Source organism: Paenibacillus sp. FSL M7-0134 (assembly GCF_038007865.1).
Taxonomy (GTDB): Bacteria; Bacillota; Bacilli; order Paenibacillales; family Paenibacillaceae; genus Paenibacillus; species Paenibacillus polymyxa_B.
The window spans coordinates 713,753-735,685 of sequence record NZ_JBBOXV010000002.1 but is presented as its reverse complement, the minus strand read 5'-3'; the positions used below and the strand labels follow the sequence as shown (position 1 = coordinate 735,685).

General features: G+C 46.3%; 13 protein-coding genes. 3 read left to right on the top strand and 10 right to left on the bottom strand.

The genetic code is table 11. The features are described from left to right. Positions 1-4 precede the first annotated feature (4 nt). Positions 5-3,262, bottom strand: coding sequence for a GH32 C-terminal domain-containing protein (locus NSQ58_RS19035; protein ID WP_341058022.1), 3,258 nt, complete (start codon positions 3,260-3,262; stop codon positions 5-7). 87 nt (positions 3,263-3,349) lie between these two features. Next, positions 3,350-3,601 carry a GH32 C-terminal domain-containing protein gene (locus NSQ58_RS19030; RefSeq protein ID WP_028543225.1) on the bottom strand — a complete coding sequence of 84 codons (252 nt, stop codon included), beginning with the start codon at positions 3,599-3,601 and terminating at the stop codon, positions 3,350-3,352. Positions 3,602-4,039: 438 nt separating this feature from the next. On the opposite strand from NSQ58_RS19030, the gene NSQ58_RS19025 reads away from it, so the two are divergent. Then, positions 4,040-5,080 (top strand): substrate-binding domain-containing protein, encoded by a 1,041-nt coding sequence (locus NSQ58_RS19025; protein WP_071559113.1) that lies wholly within the window; start codon positions 4,040-4,042, stop codon positions 5,078-5,080. A gap of 327 nt (positions 5,081-5,407) precedes the next feature. Here the strand turns inward: NSQ58_RS19025 and NSQ58_RS19020 are convergent, their stop codons facing one another. Next, positions 5,408-5,566 carry a hypothetical protein gene (locus NSQ58_RS19020; protein WP_158659158.1) on the bottom strand — a complete coding sequence of 53 codons (159 nt, stop codon included), beginning with the start codon at positions 5,564-5,566 and terminating at the stop codon, positions 5,408-5,410. Between the two features lie 640 nt (positions 5,567-6,206). On the opposite strand from NSQ58_RS19020, the gene NSQ58_RS19015 reads away from it, so the two are divergent. Both NSQ58_RS19015 and NSQ58_RS19010 read left to right on the top strand, forming a co-directional pair. Continuing rightward, positions 6,207-6,707 carry a hypothetical protein gene (locus NSQ58_RS19015; protein WP_071559114.1) on the top strand — a complete coding sequence of 167 codons (501 nt, stop codon included), beginning with the start codon at positions 6,207-6,209 and terminating at the stop codon, positions 6,705-6,707. Between the two features lie 257 nt (positions 6,708-6,964). Beyond that, complete coding sequence (locus NSQ58_RS19010; protein ID WP_071559115.1) at positions 6,965-7,837, top strand: hypothetical protein; 873 nt, start codon at positions 6,965-6,967, stop codon at positions 7,835-7,837. A 394-nt stretch (positions 7,838-8,231) separates the two neighbouring features. On the opposite strand, the gene NSQ58_RS19005 is transcribed toward NSQ58_RS19010, so the two are convergent. The 7 genes from NSQ58_RS19005 to NSQ58_RS18975 form a co-directional block, all read right to left on the bottom strand. Continuing rightward, positions 8,232-10,724, bottom strand: a complete 2,493-nt coding sequence (locus NSQ58_RS19005) for a rhamnogalacturonan lyase (protein ID WP_341058021.1) — start codon at positions 10,722-10,724, stop codon at positions 8,232-8,234. Positions 10,725-10,960: 236 nt separating this feature from the next. Next, positions 10,961-12,379, bottom strand: coding sequence for a YfcC family protein (locus NSQ58_RS19000; RefSeq protein WP_023987264.1), 1,419 nt, complete (start codon positions 12,377-12,379; stop codon positions 10,961-10,963). Next, complete coding sequence (locus tag NSQ58_RS18995; RefSeq protein ID WP_068938461.1) at positions 12,376-13,596, bottom strand: M20 family metallopeptidase; 1,221 nt, start codon at positions 13,594-13,596, stop codon at positions 12,376-12,378. The genes NSQ58_RS19000 and NSQ58_RS18995 overlap by 4 nt, the downstream gene beginning before the upstream one ends. A 195-nt stretch (positions 13,597-13,791) precedes the next feature. Then, entirely contained in the window at positions 13,792-14,679 is an 888-nt protein-coding gene (locus NSQ58_RS18990; protein WP_341058018.1) for a LysR family transcriptional regulator, read from the bottom strand. A 194-nt stretch (positions 14,680-14,873) separates the two neighbouring features. Then, complete coding sequence (locus tag NSQ58_RS18985; RefSeq protein ID WP_341058017.1) at positions 14,874-18,167, bottom strand: DUF5704 domain-containing protein; 3,294 nt, start codon at positions 18,165-18,167, stop codon at positions 14,874-14,876. A 3-nt stretch (positions 18,168-18,170) separates the two neighbouring features. After that, the gene (locus NSQ58_RS18980) at positions 18,171-19,115 is read right to left on the bottom strand and encodes a copper amine oxidase N-terminal domain-containing protein (protein ID WP_341058015.1); all 945 of its coding nucleotides are present in this window, start codon (positions 19,113-19,115) and stop codon (positions 18,171-18,173) included. 436 nt (positions 19,116-19,551) lie between these two features. Then, the gene (locus NSQ58_RS18975) at positions 19,552-21,852 is read right to left on the bottom strand and encodes a glycoside hydrolase family 127 protein (protein WP_341058547.1); all 2,301 of its coding nucleotides are present in this window, start codon (positions 21,850-21,852) and stop codon (positions 19,552-19,554) included. Positions 21,853-21,933 lie beyond the last annotated feature (81 nt).

Below are 21,933 nucleotides of genomic sequence, written 5' to 3'. Positions count from 1 at the left end.
AAATTCAAATTGGCTCGATCCTTACATGTTGGTAAAACGCCTGCCCTCCAAATACATTCACACCCACATGCCCCTCGGCGAACGTACTATCTTCCAGGTCGATGACCTGCTCACCGTCTACGTCAATGCGAATGCGCAGGCCCTCTGCCACGATTTTAATATGATGAAACATTTCCGGCAGAACGAATCTTGGAACCTTGGCAAGCACCTGCTGCTCCTCAAATTGACCCTCTTTTTTAAAAAATAGGCGAATCGATTTCAGATTGGGGTCCAAATTCAGATAATAGCCACTCGATCCGTCAGCATTGGCGCGGAAAATCATGGATCCAGCACTTCCATTTCCATGCAGCTTCATATCAGCCTCATACGTAAAATCTTCCGCCTGCTCAGCAGCCATATAATTCGCATCGCTGATATAGCTTCCTCGTATCCCATCCGTTGTCACGATCCACCGCGATGCGGAAACATCCGGCTTCCAACCTGTAAGGTTGGTATGAAACACCCCACCGTGCACCTTAACCAAGGTACTACCGCGGACCTTATCCTCCGAATCGGAAGCCGTAACAACAGCTTCTCCCGGGGCAACTGCCTCCATTAACGCACTCCCGTCCTCGGACGCATTGATCTTTACAATCTCAGGATTGTTAGAAACCCAAATCAGCAAGATTTCTTTTTCTCCAGACTCATCCTCCACACTCGCGTACAGACGCTTCGTCTGCTCCCTCGCAAGCTCCACATAAGTGTGATCCATGATCACACTGGCAGACGAAGCATCTGGTAGCCTCCAGCTGTTCCGCAAGGCATAAACATGGAGGGAAACAACCTTCACCTCACCACCCTGGGTGTAAAAGCCCATCCCTCTTCGCGCCGAATCGGGCAAAATAATCTCCGAAAATACGACCTCTCCATCATTCCCAAACACCTCAACCGAGGATTCGTCCACAAATATACGCATTTGGATTCGATTTCCGATAGGTGCAAGTGATGCTTTATGAAGCGTTGAAAATAGAGTAGAGAAATCTGTAAGCCCTGAATCAGCACGGTTTACAAACATTTGTTGTATGTCTGTTGTATAGCCGACCGCCGTTCTTTGCTCACCGCCATCCCGCACGTAAAACCCGAATGCTGAAGCAGCCCCAACAGAAGGCAGTTCGAACACCGCTTCAATCTCATAGGCACCTGCATCCAAACCTTCCAGTATATTCGGATAAGATTCCGTGACACTTTGATTTTCTATCGCAAATAAACGGGAACGCAGCGAAGTCAGCTCGGATATCGGATGCTGTATCAAACGGATGCCTTCACGAGTTGTTTTTAGCGATAACTCTCTCGGGATGCTAAACTGTCCCTTCCAGGGAGAAGTCGGAAAGCTGAACGGATAGTCCCAATTCGTCATCCATGCCAGCATGATACGCCGCCCGTCGGGTACATCGGAGAAGGACATTGAGGCGTAGAATTCCTTGCCCCAATCGGTTTTCAACACCTTCCCCGGTGAATGATCGTTTTGAAATTTGCCATCAGACGTCAGTTCACCGATAAAATATTCCGCATCCGAGCCTTGAGTGTTTGTGCTGGCTCCAGTGCTAATCATCAGCACCCATTTAGAAGTATTACCATCGTCTACCGGAAGCTGAAATAGATCCGGGCATTCCCATACTCCACCACGTATATAATCACCATAACCAAAGTTATCCGTCCAGCGCCAATCTATTAGGCTGGTGGAGGTAAAAAAACGGATATGATCGCCTCCCGACACTACCATAATCCAGCGCTGATAGACTTCATCCCACACTACTTTAGGATCACGGAAATCCCAATGGCCAGGATCGTTTTCACTTTGGCCCGGGTTCTCTATTACAATTGGACGGTCTTTCGGGTATTGCCATGTACGTCCCCGGTCTGTGCTGTAAGCAAGGCCGATTCTCTGGTTGCCCTTGAGCTGATCGGGATTGAAGGAAGTGTAATAGGCAATCAGCCCTGCTCCTCCGTAGTCACCGAACAAGCTGGAAGTATTGGTTAGATCGGCTACAGCCGAGCCTGACCAGATATGACCAAGATCATTCCACTTCAATGCAAACGGAAGCCTTTTCCAATCCAGCAAATTCTGGCTGACCGCATGCGCCCATTGTCCACCATCCTGATGGAACAGGTGATACTCCCCCTCGAAATAAACCAATCCGTTCGGATCGCTCGCCGAGCCTCTGGCAGGAGAATAATGATACTGCGGGCGATATTTTTCTGTATAGTAATTCGAGACAGAGGTAAGGTAGATATCCTGAAAATAAGCAGTTCCCCCGGTCACTTTCAAGCCTGCAAAGACGTTGGTATTGCTGCTATCCATGATATCAATTGCCGCAGGAGTATATCCATCTATAAATACCTGAATCCGCTCTCCATGAGCGATGATTTCCAAGTGGTGTTTGCTGCTGAACCCACCCTGATATGTCTGCGCCGACTTTGTAATCAACGTTCCGTCCGCCTTCTTCAGTTGTACGCGAACCTGATTGCCTTCGCCTTGCACAGAAGCAACATATCCATTTTTCCCATCCTGACTCCCTCTGAAAAATAGTCCTGCTTCCATTCCCGGTTCAGAAGGATTCAGCGTCACACCGCCTTCCAGCACCAGGTCTGTAGCTGCGGAGCCATATATTTTCAATGCATCTTCTGCACTTGTTCCCTCAGCCCTTTGCCCTTTCAGGTCAGGTTGCCATTTTCCACGGATCAGGAGCGGTCCGCTTAGATTCGTATCCATATCACTGACTTGAATGTTCTGAAATAACGCCGATCCATTCCAGACATTCAGCCCCAAATATCCTGATGTATAAGTCGTATCGACCACATCTATAATCGGCTTATATCCCTCATCCCAGAACACTTTAAGATGGGAGCCCTCTACGCTCACCTTAAGATGATAAATAGCTCCTTTTTTTAAATTGACCTGACGTTCCTCTTTCAGTCTTCCAATATCCCCGGCAGCATCCCGCAACCGCAACAATCCGGCAGCCGGCACGATTTGGAGCATATAGGAAGACCACCCGTCCTCACTGGAACGGAATACTAGCGTAGCATCCGCCTGTGTGTCTGTGACCATCACATCCGCCTCAAAAGTAAAATCCTGAGACGTTGTTCCGGACATAGCCATCACATTTTCCTGCGGCTCCGACCTCAGCAAAAGTCCCTGGATGTTATCTTCTTTGTGCCCCTGTCCCTTAATCTGCCAATTGGTCAGGTTCGTTCGCGTGTTAGTAAACTCCACCTTCATCCCCCTACCTTCTAGTACGGATCAACACCGCGCATCCACTACAAAATAATTGGAAAATCCGCTGTTTAGATCTTCATGGAGAACGTCTCATTTCAACGGCGAACGATCCACATAGATATGAATGTCCAATCGGTTTTCTACTGTTTCCAGTGAGGCTGCGTGTCTTCCCGCAAAGTCTTCATGGAAATCCGAACAGCCTGACCGTGTCCGGTCTACATATACTTCCTGCGTATCAGAAGCATAACCGACGAGCATCTCCTGTTTTTCTGATACTCGCAATTCCCCCAATCTGTAATAAATCGCCTGTACAACAAATTTGAAAAGGCTTACATTTTTCATCTTCAATTTACCAAATCGAAATGTCATTCGTCAATGTTTTTTGTAAAAAAATAATTGACATTTGACTAAATATAGCATTAATAAATTATGCTTCTGTAAGAAGAAATGATAACCGATATAGTATATAATCCAACTTTAAAAGTTAACCATAAACAATGACCGCTTTACTTATACAGCATGGATCTGTCCTCTCTGTTTCCCATGCGCACTTTTTTTGTCCAGCTTATATAAGATTGGATTTAAATTTATTTGTCGATCCGATGGAGATAAATATAAGTTACCAAACAAGATTTACAAATGTAAATATTATTTGTTCGTTTGTAATGCAAACATTGCTATTTCATGCGAACTATTATACATTTAAGGTCTAAACGGAGAGCTGTAAGAGGCAACTGTACCTCTCAGGCAATCCATTATTAGTGAAGGTGGAACCTGTCTATGAAGAAAGAAAAAGTCACCATTCAAGACATTGCTGACGCTTTGGGAATCTCTCGAAATACCGCGTCCAAAGCGATTAACGGTAATGATAGCATCCCGGTTGATACTCGGAACAAGGTCATTAAAAAAGCGATAGAACTTAAATATAAGCAATTTGCCTATGTGGAAACGGAGAGCATCATCCCGAAAAATCAAGGTAACATTGCCCTGGTCACATGTAATCTGCCGAACAGCTCACATTTTGGCTCCTTACTCATCAGTGGTTTGGAGAAAAGAATAAGCGCAGAAGGGTATAATCTGTCGATTCATATTGTGCGGGAAAATGAAATCCATGCAGGAACGCTTCCTAATAATTTTGAAGCCTCCAAGGTGGATGGAATTATTTGTATTGAAATGTTTGATCCACAATATAGTGAGCTTATTACGGATTTGGGACTGCCCACGATCTTTATTGATTGTTCTGTGGACATTTCTTATCCTGATTTGAAAGCGGATTTATTGCTGATGGAAAATGAACATAGCGTTTATTCTGTCACCAAAAGCCTGATTCATCGTGGATTTACGCGGATCGGGTTTGCTGGGGATTATAAGCATTGCAAAAGCTTCAACGAGCGGTGGGTTGGATATAACAGAGCTTTAATCGAAGCAGGTCTACATGTGGATTTATCTTGCTGTATCGTCGATCAGGACCGGAATTTTTTCTCCGAGTCGGATTGGATGGATAAACAATTGGAAGGCATGAACGTGCTACCGTCTGCGTTCGTGTGCGCCAATGATTTTATTGCCGTCAGTGTCATGAAAGCGCTCAAAAATAAAAACTTGAAAATTCCTGACGATATTGCCGTGTTTGGGTTTGATAACGCTCCTGAATCCCGGATTGTGGAACCTCATTTATCCACCGTGCATATCTACAACAACGAAATGGGCATTACGGCGGCTGAGATGCTATTGGCGCGGGTCAAAAATCCTTCTAGACCTTATCAGATCACGCATATCAGAACAGAGCCGATATTTAGAGAGTCAACTCCGACATTGCAATAGATGGTGAGAGTAAAAGAGATGTTCTGACGACGCTCCGCGAACGGAACGTTGCTCCAATCGCTGTTGTATCCGGAACAGCTTACCGGCCGTCTGGCACTCGCTGCATGTTGCAGTTTCGCCTGGAAACCTGGTGCGCGGTCGCTCTTTTCAGGCAGCTGGTTGGTCAAGTAGTCGGTTACGCTGAGGATAGAAGAGACAGTCGTTTACATGACTGTCTCTTTTTTTATATAAATATACAAGCGATTTTACAGTGAGAAGTTCACTGAAGTCGAACATCCTTAATCAGATAAAGTGAGTTTTGCGAACGTTACCGTCTGAACTTTCCAATTAGTAGGATCTTCGAATGGGGTCAAAACGTTTAATTCTGCCGAAAATATTGCAAAATTGCTTATTGGAATAATAAACGACTTCTACGGTTCGTTCCTGCTTTCTCCGTCCATGCTCAGGCCCCGTATACATCACGCCTTGAACAGATCCCGTTAACATTCTACAAGCCATCCGTGCTGCGGTACTCTGCCACCTGTCTCTAGTGCCGCACCCGCTGCAGCAACCAAAGACCACTTGTAGCTCCTATTTTAGCTCCCGCTGCAACTATCGTAACGCAATCATCAAAATCTGGATTAGGATGAGTGTCATGATACTGTAGAGCTAAGGCTGATAAGGTCACACTTTATCAAAGTACCAGTGATGTGATGAATTAGCTTTCTGCAGATAATAGGTAATCGCTACGACACAACGCACAATCAAAATATTGAAGTACAGCATAATTTAGTTCTTCTAATTGATCAGAGCTTAATACAGGTTGGAGAACATCGTTTTGGGTGATAAAACTCATTAATGCGCTTGCGATGCTCTGGTAATATGAAAGCATTGTTCCATTTTTTTATTCATCCAAATAAACTGTCTGGGAAATTGTTCGGATTTTCGGAGTAAAACGAGCCAAATAAGTCCTGGAGATCCAGACAGATTTTTGAGTAAGTACGAACAATTAAATTCAGGATTAATATGGAAATAAATAATATATTTAATGCTATATTACTAATTTACTTGTCGAAACACTACATTAAGTGGAATCTTTTGGTATAATGAGGTGGCAGTTATATACAAATATAGGAAGGAATAATCAATGAAGAAAAAGCATTTAATTGCGCCAGCCTTATCTTTAGGTTTGCTGGGAGGAGCTATTGCCGTGCCCAGTGCGATCTTTGGGGATTCAGATGCTGTAACTGATACTGCAAATACATCCACTACTGCGACCCAAGATGCTGGTACAACAACTACTAGCGACCATGTTATAACTCCTCAAAGCGTGGGAAATTCCTTTAACTTTACTGTAGGGGGAAGTGCAACTGCACCAGGCAGCTTCGAGGTTCCTAAGGGTTTCGGGTATGTTAAATTGCGCATTAGAAACTATGCAAATGCCCCAGTTGATTTTACTGTAGAACACAATGATTCTGGTAAAGCGTATGTTGACGGCCAGACAATCAGCAAAAACAGTGAAACTGTTTGGAGAAGTGCTGATGCTATGCGTTCCGGACGATATACAATTCAGTTCCGTGGTGGTTCAAACAAAGTTAATGTGGAAGTATGGGGCGTAGCCGGTTCATTGCCTTCGGACGCAAAATAATAGCTGATCAAAACAAAGAGAACTTCAGACCTTCGTCGTCGGTCTGGGGCTTCTTTGTTTTATTTTTTTAGGTCATATCGTAGTTTGAATAAATCTTTTATCATATCAGATGATACAAAAAATTAGCATTTATGTAAGAAAAAATTGACCACTGGACAGAAAATGACTATATTTGTATTAGATTGTTATAATTTCTGGAACTCACATCTTGGTGTAACATACTCCATATTACGAAAAAAACTATGGGAGGAAGTTGGATGGAAGAAGTTTTGGAAGGGAAAGACGCTACTTATTTATTAACGGATCATCATAGATTGGATAAATGTATTGAATTACTTCATTTGCGGTTCTCTCAACATGCCTGGGAAGATATATTGGCCATAGCCGATCATTTGCACAGCCTTGCTGAGAAAATGTATAACGAAGCGCAAGAAGCAAGCTTGCAAAAATTACCTTATCTCTTTAAGGCAGAACGGCCTTTGGTATTCTATTACGGGTTTAGCTATCTGGCCAAGGGAACGGCTCTTCAAAAACTCGGTTTGTACGATCAGGCCAGAGAGTATATTTTGAAGTATTCGGAATTGGGCTGGTTTTCGGGGTTGGACAAAATCGGCTGGGAAGAAGTCGATCGATTCAAATTTTTTGCTAAAGCAAATCTGTATACGAATGATCTGCTGTCTGGAAAATTGAGCGTGCTACCTGAGTATATTCAATTTTTAGAAGATAATCCGGAAGAGTTATTACCCGGACTCGTCACGATCATGGAGACAGCTTCGCTTCATTCGGTTAATATAGATGATCTACTTGAAAAATTCTCAGAAAAAATCGAGGATTTTGGAAATCTCGAAGATGCTACAAATAGAACTCACTATTTTAGATTCTTGTATCATCAGGCTATTTACTATGCTAAACATCAAAGGTATCAAGATTCTGTACAGCTTATTTTACTGTTTTTAACATCTTATAATATGATTAATGATGCGGACTTTAAAAAGTTTGTTGTACTATTTGAGGTTTATCGGCAGTATGCTTCAAATAAGCAAACAGAGCAGTATCAAAATCTTTGTAAGGAGCTGTTGAAGCATGAAGAAGGCGTTAGTATCTGTGATGGTGATATTCGCTCTCGTTAGTATTGTCCCCCTAAGTGGCTTTACCAGCAGCAACACAGGATCTTTCACAACTTTTTCACCAGATAATCACGGTTGGAACTAAATGTGATTTTCTGTAATGAGAACCATCAGTGTTGGGGAAGTCCTCCTGACATCGATGGTTCTTTTATATTTGGGGTGGTATGCGACCGCTGACGCTTTTCTCAATCGTTCCGTCCTCTCGGCTACTTTCAGCGTTTCCCTCACTATTACGGCTTTTCTAACCATCAATACAGACCTTGGATAGAGCTACCTCTACTGTGAAAGCTCTAAGAAAGCAAAGAGGCAAACCCCTAAATCATCCAGAGGCTTGCCTTTTTCTAAATCCATTAACTAATTTATACGCCGAAATAGATCTTAGTCTTCAGCTATTGGTTTATAAATCCTCTGCTGGAACTACTGGAACTACTGGCTCTCCCTCTATTTCCTTCGCATCTATTTCCGCCCCATCGATTTTCGTTTCATCGACTTCTTTTTCATCTACCTCCGCTGTCTTTGCCTCATCCACCTCATCACTGCTCTCTTCCTCCATCAAGGCTTTTGGCGTGTAGAGCTTGGGAATCGGTACATTCGCCCAATCCATATCGGACGCAAAGTAAAAGCTCGTATAGGAAGGTTGGTTATACCCGGTATTTTGACGCGCCACATCCGTGCGATATTGCGGATCATGCATCAACGTGTACAATTTATGCGTCGTAGGCTCTGTGCTCAGATAGATACGGATTGCTGAGCTATCCGCTGTGCGGACGAGCATTTCCTCCCGCCAATCTCCGAAAATGTCGGCTACCAGCGATGGAGTTCCTTTCGTATAGTTGTTCGTTTTGGTTCCAGTGGCGGTCATCAATGTACCTCGTTTCCAATCCTCAATGGTTGGGGTTACATCAATTGCACCGTTTACGATTTGTGTGGTCATATCAGCTGCCCATTTGATACTCATATTGGTACCTGGCATCTTCGTATCCAGCTGTTTACCCGCTGCGGTCCACAGGCCTATGGCCCACGTCTCCAGACCTCGCTGATCCGGATCTATGTCACCGACCATTCCCCGACCTGTATCCTTGCCGGAATATGCGCCGTAAATGATTTCACCCGTTTTGGCATCCCGCAAAGAATAGCCATATGGAGCGTAGGTGCCACCTTCATGTACCATAAAGATTTCTTTGCCGGGGCGATCCGGGTCAATATCGGTCACATGCAGCGCATCGCCATGTCCCAATCTGGCGGTTTGACCTGGAGTTGCGCTTTCAGGAGGCATGACATCAAATGAGCTGTACAACAGGCTGCCATCATGGTCAATCGTGGCGGAACCGTATACGATTTCGTCCTTGCCGTCACCGTCCACATCCACCACGCTCAAAGAATGCGCTCCCTGTGTGGTCAAGGTGCCAAATTTCGGGTCCGTTCCATCACGCCCGTGCGGACTATCGTTAAATGGATTGGTCATCGGTGTCCAGCCACTGTCCACCATCCAATGTTTTTGGAGATGGCGACCATCCCATGTGTAGGTGGCCAAAGTGGAACGCGTATAATAGCCGCGTGCGAATACGGCGTACGGCTTGCGTCCGTCCAAGTAAGCCACACCTGCCAGGAAGCGGTCTACACGATTGGCGGGTTCAATTCGGGCCATGGCGTAGTCTCCCCACATGAGGCCATCGTCATGACGCTCCGGCTCATAGCGGATGGTATCCAGCTCAGCTCCCGTTTTCCCTTTGAAAATCGTCAAATACTCCGGTCCATCGACGATGAAGCCCTCGAACTCTCTAAGCTTGTTTTTGTCGCTCCGTGAAGGTGCGTATACGTCCATAAAGTAGTCTGTCAGGCTTTCCGCATCCTTTCGGGATAACGGATAATTGTACTTCGGAGCGATACCAAAGCATTCCTCCAGCGTAGCAGGCCATTGTCCCTTGACCACTTCTTCATGCTTCGTCCAGTTCATAAACATGTTCACCACATGCTCATAATAATCCGAGCGACTCAAACGGTAATCGTCCTCATGTGTAATCCCTGCTTTGCGATCCTCACGTGGCAGAGTAATATATTTTTCTTTTTTCGGCTTGCCCTTCTTATCAAAAGAAATCGTTTTGGTCCCTGGAGCCGTTTTGAACATCAGCTCGGCTTTACCATCGCCGTCAAAATCGTACACCATCATCTGTGTATAATGCGCACCTGATCGAATATTCACGCCCAGGTCAATCCGATACAACAGCTTGCCTTCGGCCGTATACGCATCGACATACGTATTTCCGGTATACCCCTTCTGAGATACATCTTTGGAGTTCGACGGGTCCCATTTTACAAAAAATTCATATTGCCCATCTCCATCCACATCTCCCACACTCATATCATTGGCCGAATAAGTATAGGATTCACCTGCTGGTGTTACGCCATCGGCAGGCTTTTGGAGAGGAAGTTCATAGTAACCCTGCTGCCATGGCTTCACTTTGGCGCTACGATCCTTTTCCCGCCCATTAACGACTGAAGCTACTCTGTATACCGATTTCCCATTCCCTTCCTTATCCACATAGTTGGTACTGTCGGTCACTGTCGCGATCTTCTTACCGTCACGATATACGTTAAAGTCCGCTCCTGTCAGCCCCGTTGAACCGTAACCGTTCACTTCTTGAGCCAATAACCGCCAGCTTAAAAATACCCCCTCCTGCGTTACCGCAGCTACCAGTCCGCGATCCAGCTTTTCCAGCTGAATGCTGCCGCTACGGTTCTGTACAACTGCGATTGCTGATTCCGCCTGCAGCGTCGGTTCGGACAAGTCTTCCGCAGCCACTCCTCCAGTCGTCCCCGTCATCGCCAGCATCGCTGCCAACGCGGCGGTCAAGCTTCCCTTTCGCCATGCGCCTTTCCCTTGAGCCATCCAGGTCGTCCTCCTCGAATGTATTGTGATGACAAGCAAATACCTGAAATGATTGCGCTTACATAAATTAAATTCCCTATTATTATAGTTTTGCCGTTCCCCCAAACGCGTTTAAATATCCGAGGATTTCTCTACACAAAACCGTGTTGTTTACTCATTCCAAATAAAACAGCCCTCACCAAGCCTGTTAACGGCATACTGAGGACTCAATATATATCTAATTTTCCTTTTATATTTTAGTGATACCCAATAATTTGAGCTACAACCACGAATACTGCACCCAGTACGAACCAGGCGGCCAGTAACGGCCAAAAGAAGCGAACCCATTTCTGATATGGAATACCCGACACCGCCAAACTCCCCATTAAGGCAGAGGAAGTAGGCAAAATCATATTCGAAAATCCATCTCCCAACTGGAATGCAAGGACTGTGGTCTGCCGTGTAATACCCAACAGATCGGACAGCGGCACCATAATGGGCATCGTCGTCGCTGCCATCCCCGAACCGGAGGTAATAAATACATTCATGACATTTTGGAACACATACATACCCAGCACTTGCACGGATTCCGGCAGATGTCCCACCATGATCGCAAGGCTGTTAACGATTGAATCAATCACATTGCCGTGATCCAGCACGACGACGATGGAACGTGCAAAACCAATGATCAGGGCACCATAGGTGATATCTTTGGCCCCTTTGGCAAACTCTGTCGCAATGCGACTTGGCCCGTAGCCTGCACAAAAGCCGGAAATGACTCCCATCGAAAGAAACAGGGCAGCCAGTTCCTCCATCCACCAATCTTTTTTGGACACTCCCCAGATTAACATCGCGAAGCTTACTATAACGGTCAAAATGATCAGGATATGCTTAAGCTGTATGGAAGGCAGATTGGATAGATCCACCGGCTTGTCTTCAGCGCTCTTTTCCAATTCGTAAACGAGGCTGCTTTCCGGGCTTTTCTTCACTTTACTGGCATAACGCATAATATATAAGCTCGTAATAACGATCAGGATGACCAACAGGATGGCACGAAGCCACAGCCCTGAAAAAATAGGAATTTGCGCAATCGCCTGTGCCAATCCGACATTAAACGGGTTCAGCAGCCCGGCGGTAAACCCGCAGGAGGCTCCCAGCGAAATCATGGCTGTACCCGTCAACGCATCAAATTTCAACGCCCGGGCGATGGCAATACCAATCGGCACGAATACCATCACCTCAGTGGACATTCCCATGGTAAAACCACCTACGGAAAACAAGGTGATAAACACGGGAATGACCCATAACCCCTTGTTGGAAAAAGACCTCGCAACTCTTCCGGTCACCGCCTCAATTGTGCCCGAGGAAGTAATAATCTGAAAGACACCGCCAATGATTAGAATGAAAAAGACAACATCAGCCGAATCGACTAGACCGGATACGATGGATTTTGGGATGTCCCACAGCGTAACCGGATTCGGATCGACATGAGCGTACGAACCGGGAACGAGCAGCGTTTTGCCGGTCGTTTCATTTTTAACCCGTTCAAACTCTCCAGCGGGAACGACATAAGTCAATATTCCAGCCACTAAGGTCAGAAAAATAAGAATGACAAAGGTGTGCGGCATTTTCAGCCATTTCTTCGGACCGCTCGGTACGGTCGTGTTGCTACTCATTCGGATGCTCCCCCGTTTCTCAACGCTTGCCATTGTTCAAATTCAGTCCGTACCTCTCTCAAAGCCACCGGATCGGTTACCAGATCATAAGCGGTCAGCGCCAGCGCTTTGGCGGCATAATTCATTTCAATCATGCCTTCCTCTGCTCCTGCAAGCCGGGCGAATTCCGGCGTGTGCGTGGACGCGTCACCCAATCGGATATAAGGATGAATCGCTGCAGTAATCTGGCTGACATTGCCGATATCCGACGAGCCGATCCCTCCCTGCGCAGGCGGCTCGTGAACCTCCAAACCCAGCTGCTCCAACTTGCTCTGGAACAAAGCCGCCAGCTTCTTGTTGGTATTGCGCTCCGCATAAATAAGCCCCTCGACAATATCCACCGTCGCGCCCATACCTTCTGCCGCCGCACGAACAGCACGATACACCTTGTCCCTCACCTCAGCCAGACCGACGACGGTTTGCGCCCGTAAAATAAACACAGCCTCGCACAGCTCCGGCACGACATTGGGAGCATCCCCGCCTTTGGTAATAATGCCGTGGATACGTACGTCGCTGGTAACGAACTGGCGAACCGAATTAATCGCCACAAAGGCATTGATCATAGCATCCAGCGCGCTAATGCCTTTCTCCGGGGAGGATGCAGCATGAGCCTGCTTGCCATGAAACGTGAAGGTGGCGTCCACGCAGGCCAGTCCCCCGCGTAAAACCATCGTTTTATTCTGTGGATGCACCATCATCACGGCGTCCACGCCGTCGAACACACCATGCTCGCACATCATGATTTTGCCGCCGCCCTCCTCCTCGGCGGGTGTGCCCAATACCACAATACGTCCGGGTAGGTCCGGTATCGCTTCTTTTAGGGCTATGGCTGCTCCGACCGATGCGGTACAGATCAGATTGTGACCGCAGGCATGTCCGATCACCGGAAGTGCGTCATACTCTGCCAGCAAAGCAATTGTCGGTCCGCCGGGCTTCCCTTCCCATTCGGCGCGGAAGGAGGTTTCCAGTCCTGCAATCCCCTTTTCCACAGCAAAACCAGCTTGCTCCAGTGTACTCGTGAGCCATCCCTGAGCCTGATATTCATGAAAGCTCAATTCAGGATGGGTATGTATTGTTCGGGCAAGCCCCCGCAACTCATGATCCTTTGCATCTACAGCCTTCAAAATCTCTTCATGGGATGACGTTCTGCCATTATGTCCGTTCGTTGTTAAATCCATCAATGGAATACCGCCTTTCATTCGCAATAACGAATAATTATACAACCAATATTCAACATTGTATAAGCGAAGACCAGTGAAGTAAATTTAATATTTTTTGGCTTTATCCTTAAAATTATTTTATATATGACATGTTTGTCCTTGATATACGCTATTTTTCACCATTAATTACGTATATTCAATGTATTTACAGCCTCAAGACTGGAGCATCCATTCTACAAATCTTTCCACTGCCATAGGACGGCTGGATTTATTTTTATACAACATCCATGTTCTACGCAGGACAGAATCTCCATTTTTACGAATCAAATTAAATGCATACAGTTCATCCTTGGGAGAGATAAATATTTCGGGTACGATTGAATATCCCAGTCCGTGCCGAACCATTTCCTTGCAGGTTTCGTAGCTATCCACCTCCATAGAAACTCGTGGTGCACGGCCTATTCTCTCACTCCACCATGCCTGTACCGATTCGTTGAACGAGGAATACATATGACCGGAAAGTTGCGGCTTCCCCGGGTCCTTATAACGAATCATTGGAAGCTCCGGCAATTGCTCAAGCTCTACAGCTTCTTTGGAGATCACGCAGATATGCTCCTCATGAAGAAGATGCTTTCCCTCAGACCAAGGGTAATCATTGCGGATAACACCCAGATGAATTTCATCCCCGCGCAGCATCTCATAGATTTCCGCACTGAGTCCGCAGGTGACTGAAAATTGCACGTCAGGATAAATATCTTTAAAGCTTTTAAGAATCGGCGGTAGCCGATAATGTCCGTAATAGCTTGAAATCCCCAAGCGCAGCGTACCTTTTACTTCCCCTCTCAGGTGAATGACAGCTTCTTTTAATTCGGTCAGTTCCCTCAAATTCCGTTTGGCATACTCCACCAGTCGCTCCCCTTCCATGGTCAGCTTCGTTCCTCTGTTCCCGCGTACAATGAGAGGTACAGCGAACTCCTTTTCCAATTGGTTCAGACGGTAGGTCAAGGCAGGCTGTGTAATATATAGACGTTCGGCGGCACGTTTCATGCTCTGTTCTTCTGCAATGTAGCACAACATTAAACAATCCTTTTCATCCACCATGATCACTCCTTCAATTCAATCATTCCTTTGTTTAGCCGTTCCTTTGTTCTCCGTAAAAAAAGCCCAGATATATCGGTCTATTATAACGTATGAAAAACTTAGGCATAAAAAAAACGGACAGTGGATTGTTCCATTGTCCGTTTTCGTATTTTTCGCGCTAGTTATGGATTAGGATTCGTCTTGATTACTGCAAGCTAGTGAGGGACAAATGAACTGAAATCGTCCCGACTGGACTGATCCGCATGATAAAATACTACATCCCCATCCTGTAAATGAAAGGTATGCCCGTACGGGTCTTTTATCTCTCGGCGGTAACCCTCCAGTTGCCACTGGTTCAATAGCGGACCATTTATATACTGTAAATGCGGATGCTCGGTGTCCCCCTGACGCAGTGACTCCACATTAAAGCGGACGACGATAAAGCCCGTTTTCTTGAATATATCTGTATGCTCGTTTAGCTCCTGACGGCGACTGACCTCGCGCAAATCCGTGCCTTTGGTGACTGCGTACACATCAGCAGGCAGGCTATATTCACCATACCAGCGCTGAATCGACGCATTAGCGCGATCCACGTTGACCCCATCTGGCAGGTCTGTCTTCGGACCAATCAAGGTACGCACAGCCGCAGGCAGTACCAGCCAGTCGTAACGTCCAATCCAGGTCTTGCTGCGTGCAATACGGTGGGCATACAGGGAGACATAACGTTCCAGTGTCAACTGGCTTTGCTGTGCTTCACTCAGCTCATGCTTGTATTGGTAGGCTGACGTGTCCTGCATTTCCTCCATCGGCACATTGCGTAGCCGTTCATTCAAAATAACATATCGCTTTTCCCGGTCCTCCGCCGATCCCAAACGGATAAATTTTCGACTGCCGGAATGTGTATACAGATCCACCTCTTCCCGCTGTCGCCCATCTTTGCTCACCCAATAGAACGATGGCGTGATGCGAATACCGTCCTTGGCGCTAAACATATTGCCTTTGGTTTTGAGGTCAAACTTGAAATGATAGCCTGTCTTGACCGCCACATTTGCATAACCTTCATATGGGTGACTGCCGGGACGAACAGGCAAGGTGAATGGCTCCGGGTTCCCTCTAGGCAACCCGTCAATATTGCCAAGCCCCGTCCAATAGGACAGGCCACTATGCGTCGAGCTTCCTTTTCGCTGCCGAAACACCCGCTCCCAATGGTAATCGGCAATATCCGTGATATGAAAATCGTACATCCGTCCGATGACCTCAATATTCACCACATCATTGGCAACATGATGGGCGATATCCGTGTTGGCATGGCGTTGTTCGGTGAACCCGTCCGGTGCATTTTCGGCAATGGTACGGAACTCAACTGTATAGTTGCCTTCATCCACCCATACGGGCAAATAAAAGTCTGTGTCGAGCTGCTGCACCGGAATGTCGATCCAGGTACCCCGCGGATAAAATTGTGTCTTCCCTTTGTCGTAGACATCGAACGGAAATCGCACCTGCTTGGTTCGTACATATTTGGCATACTCCCGATCACCATAGCCAGGAATATTTAAATGTGGGCCTGCTGTCGAGATCGTCACCCGGAAAGGGCGCTCCAAAATAAGCGCGGATCGTCCTTTCGTAGGTTGGGTTTTCTGGTTATGAGCAGCATCGTCCGACACTTTAGACAGATTCACTACGGGAGTGTGAACAGTCACCGTATTAATTCCCTGTATCGGAAACGTTTTATCCGCACCTCCATTGATATTTCCTTTGAGAATAGCGTAAGTGATGTCACCGCTGCTGGGCGTATTGGACTTATTTATCTTATACTTATCAATCACATGACCCGGACTGTACAGCACATCCGGCCCAATCGCTCCGGAAGAGGGTATAACGCCTGGCCTAGGGCCATTCACCTTAACGCGCTCCGGATTCATAATGATCTTGTTTTCAAAGGTTAGAGTGTCGTTTTCCACTTCGATTTCCTTAACAGCCCCCTCTGCCTTGGATTTCAGTGCACTACGGTCATCAGGTACACTCGGCTTGCTGCTGCCACCGTTTTTGCTACGGCTACCGCCATCCACTGTCCCGGGTGCAGGGGACGGATAAAAATTGCCCTGAGTCGCTGCAATATAGGAAGGGGGTGTATAGGATTGCGGACGCAAAGTGATTGTTTCATTAGGTAACGCATAATTTCGGAGCATAGCCTCCTTAATGCCGTACACCTCCAAATTATCTATCGTCCAATATGAGTATGGACGGACGATTTGGTAAGTATAGGTTCGCTTCACGGTCTCACTCCGCCGAGATTTTTTCTTAGGCCGCCAGGTCAACCGATATTCCCGTTTTACGTTCACTGTATATGTACACTGGCCTGTCATGTTCACAAACTTATGTTGAAAAAGGTATCTCTTCGCTTGCACATGACCGTATAGGCTTTCAGATGTAGGAATACCTTTGGATACGTCAAATCGTTCCCAACCACGCTGGTCCGCTTTGATAACGGCAGATACTGTCGGGTCCAGTTCGGCAGTTTCCAAGCGCAGACCTGGAACGGGGCGGGAGCAGACAACACCTTTTGTTGGTTGTTCATTATCTTGGCAATCTGAGGGTGCTCCCTCTTGGCTTTCTCCAGGCTTAGGACAGCCCTGAGCTTCTTTGTAATACAAATAAGCGGTAAACTGCTCAAAAGAACCGTCATAGGTAAATCCGGGTACAATTCCCGGTAAAATATCTCCGCTTGGCGGTTTACCGGTCGTGCTTTTCTTATAACCCACATACTCATATTTCGGGTTGGTTGGCGGGGTAAAATCATACGGTTGATCAGCTTTTAATTCATCTTCTATTGGTGTAAATACGTTGTTAAGCGATTTACCATCAGTGGTAAAATGCTTGACGATTAGACTGCTCTCCAGTTCGATCTTGAACAGGATGGGCTGGTAGATACGCCAGGCTTCAACTTCTTTGGCACAGTTCGGGCAGCTCTCTTCCTTAATATCTTTGGCTATGACTTCCGCATTAAGCATCATGTTTACTGTAATCGGAATAATGGTGGAGTCCGTTCCAACCCCCTGTATTTGGTAGGAACGAATATCGTCCTTCACTGTGCCTTTACTTATGTAACGTACGTATTCTTCATAGCTATCAGAACGAGATTTCTCAAAATATTTGATATAGTCAGGGTTTAGTTTGTTGTTCTCATCATTAGGTTTATAAAGTGATGCTTCAACACTTTTTATTTTTCTACCCGGGAAACTAAATTTGTAAGTAAAAGTAGCCTCACCATGCATCCCTTTTCCAGGCTGTTTACCACCGTTTGTGACCCACGTCCCTGCGATATTCTTCCACATATCGAAATACATCATACCGACAAAGTAACGATTATTCTTGTCTGCATAGTAGGACAGCGGAGTAATTTCTGTATCGGCTGCCGCCTTATCGATAGGGAAAGAAAAAGGCGGGAGCTGCAACAAAAGCAGTACCCCCACCAGCAATACGGCCAGAATGCGTTCAGTTTTCCCCATTTCTTAATTACCTTTCCACGGGTTAACCATTATTGGGATGTAGTCTCTCGATGCAAGATCAAAACCAATGTACTCAATGTCTTGCAGCTTAAAAGTTTTATAATCCTTGTTGCCATAAAGGTTAGCGTCAGCATACGAATATATTTTGTAATAGAGCATCTTTGTACCGTCTCCATTGTCTTGCGTCAATTCATCTAGTGCAGGGCGAAGGCGCACATCCTTGTTTTTAGTCAAGTAAAAAAGGCTGCCTGCCGTAGATTTTGTTTTGGCCCGCACTTTCAGGTATGGAACTCCCTTTGGACTCGTATAAGGCTCGACTGAATAAATATCGCGCAACAACTTAATAGGCAAGTCGGACAGTTTAAAGATCACCACTTTGTCATACGGCTGACCAACAACATTGTTTAGAAGACCAGGCATTGTGCCGAACGCCTTTTTATACGGCTCGATACTTACCGCCTGATGCCCTGTATCCTCCAGCGCAGCAATTTCCTTCTTCCCAATCCAGACCCAGCGGCTGATCTTATCCCACTCCACCGTTTGCCCCAGACCCTCACTTACCAACCGCAGCGGCACAAAAGTACGGTTTTGCTTCAAAATAATCTTTGTCTCATACGTTTTGGTCTGTCCATCCACGGTAGCGGTATTTTGACCCACTGTCATGTTAACGGCATGTGCATCATTTTTAATCGATACAGCCAATTGACCGCTTGTTTTCTCCCAGCCCACCTTAGCCCCTAGCGCTTCGGATACAAAACGAATCGGAACCATCACATAATCGTTACTATCCTGAAAAGGTTTGGCATCTGGAAACTGTATTTTTTTCGCGTTTAACAAAACTTCAATCGGTTTGGTGCTGCTTGCTGCCTCCGTCGTTGGAATCGTACTTGTCGCCCCCCATAGCAACGTGACTGCGGTCAAACTCAACATCCATTTTTTCATACTCATCTCTCTATCCCCTTTGTCAGCTTAAACTTTAAACTATGTATATCATCTCTAATCTCATAAACTTATCGCATCCCCACTTTCGGAAAATACTGGATACAACTTATATATTATAGAGTTTCCCTATTACAAAATCTATAAGAAAAGCTTCTAATATAAAGTATTCCAAAAAATAGACTCTATTGAGCAATCCCTCCCCCTAAATCATAGAACTGACTCTTTAAAAAAGTTATATTTCCGCAAAATATCAACAAAAAAGGGCTGCCTCTCCCCTATGAAGGAAGAAACAGCCCGTGTGCTTCACGCGCAATAAAACTATGAATATATCAGATCATACCACCATATGGATTATTCCAGCATCATCCAATATTTCTTACATCATAAATCATACCGGACTAAAAATCAAACGTTACTTTTCTCTCACGAAACATTTCAAAGATCATTCATGTATACCTGAACTTCCAGCTTGATAGAGTTGCTCATACACGTCCTTGTTGACCATCCTCAGCCCAAACAATCTGCGAATACGCTGTCCCGGCTTGGCCTTGAAGGTCACTGTCGCTTGATCCTTCCCCTCCAGATATGCAGCCGGAATAGCGGCATTAACGTTGTAAAACTTATCGGCCTCATCAAAACCTTCACTAAAATGCTCAAGCAGATGACCGTTAATCAAAATATCAAAACCACAGTTAGGCATTTCCAGCGTAGCTGTGTAGGTAATGACCAACAGCATCGGAGCAGACGGATCTGTATTCAGATCAAAAGAAAACCAGCCATCAATTCCCGCATTCCGGTAAGGTCGGTTATTCACATATCCGGTGCGAGTCGAAGCATCTCCCTGGAAGTTATGATCTCGCTCCGGCTGCATTTCTCCGGGTTGGGCAAAATCAATCGTGCACTGCTCCAGAATCGCCAGCTTTTCGCGTGCCGCTGTATATTCCTGTTCCGCCTCCTGCCACGCTTCCTTGGTAAAAATGTCCCAGTATACGGAATACGTACGGTCATGCATTTTATACAGAGGAGACAATTCCACATCCCGGGGATGCCCTGCATTCAAGGTACGAAACGTATTGGTCTTGTCTTCCACGGGCTGTATCCAGGCATCCAGCTTTTCCGTTTGGGGGATGAATACCGGTGTGTACAGGAAATCCTTGGCTTTATGATCTTCTAAGGGTCCAAGGTCGCCTGCCAGCACCAACGGTCCATACATGATAGCCGCCCGATCCGGGTTATCTGGCATCTGCTCCAGTCTCAGCGACATCGGAATCGTCACCTCTACAACGTCACCGTCAATCCACGTTCTGGCGATAGAGACAAAGCTGCCCGGTTCCGATACAACCGATTGCTCCTTGCCATTTACACGAATGGTAATTCCTTGTTCAGCCCAATATGGATAGCGGATGAGTAGCATAAATGAGGCAGGTTGATCGCATTGAATCTCCAGCGTCGTATGATCTGTATCTGGATAGGAAGTATTTTGTTTTAGCGTAACGCCTGTGTCCTTCCATTCCAGCGTGGAGGCAATGAACTGATTGACATATAGCTTATCGTGATCGTGAAAATAAATGCCGCTGCCGTAGCTCGCATGGTTTTCCATTCCTGTGCCGACACAGCACGTAAAATCGTCAAATTTGCTTTCAAAATGCTTGTGCCCGCCCATCGCCAGCGACAGAAAATACGTTACGCCCCCGTGAACCGGGTCCTGCGAAGCCAAAATATGATTGAATAGACCTCGCTCATAAAAGTCCGCTTCCTTGGCGGAAGCATTCCATTGAAACAGATGATTGGTCAGCTTAAGCATGTTATAGGTATTGCACGTCTCCGTCGTATGAGGCCCGATGCGATCATTCAAGCCATCTGGCGCGCCAAAATATTCTCCAAAGCTATTCCCGCCAATGACATACGAATGATGATCCACCACCCGCTCCCAAAAAAACTCCACCGTTGCCCGGCGTTTCGTATCATTGGTCAGCTCATATTCCTTGGCAAGCCCGATCAGCTTCGGAATCTGTGTATTGGCGTGAATGCCCTGCAAACAGTCTTCCTGCGAGCTAAGCGGGTCCAGCACCAGCTTGTGCCAGAAGCATTCAGCCAGCCACAAGTAGCGCTCTTCCCCGGTATCCGCATACAAATCGGCCAATACCTCATTCATGCCTCCATATTCGCAAAACATCATCTGCTGGAGCTGCTCATCGCTCATCGGCTTCATAATTCCTTCGAGCCAGTCCGCCAGCTTGCGCTCTACATCTAATGCCTTATCACAGCCTGTCAAATGGTGCGCATCCCGCAGGCCAGCGAATAACTTGTGCAGTGTATACAAGGGTGCCCAGGCACCGTTCAGGTCAAAGCCCTTCGAGCGAATATTTCCAGCAGACACCTCTTCAAAAAGTTCCTTCCCCCCTGGAATACCGGATACATATCCGTCACCATGCGCCGCCTGACAAACGGCTAGTTCATCCGTAATGTAATGTGCAATTTCTTTAAAACGCTCATCGCCCGTTGAAGCATACATCATGGAGCAAGCGGACAAGTAATGTCCCAGTGTATGACCGGAAATAGTCATCGCTTCCCAGCCTTCATACTGAGGTGCTTTGGGCGTAAGTCCGGCATATTCCCGAAAACGCGCCAGCAGGCGGTCTGGTTGAAGCTCCAACAGATAAGATCGGTTCAGCTCCATCGCCTGTTTGAAGGGACCTTCAGCCAATACCACCTCATTCAGTGCGAACGGCCTTGCTTTCATATGGGCTTTTGCTTTAAGAGTCACTTTCCGTTCCTCCTTTAAGGCGAATTTGGGATAAAAACATGCATATCAAACACAATG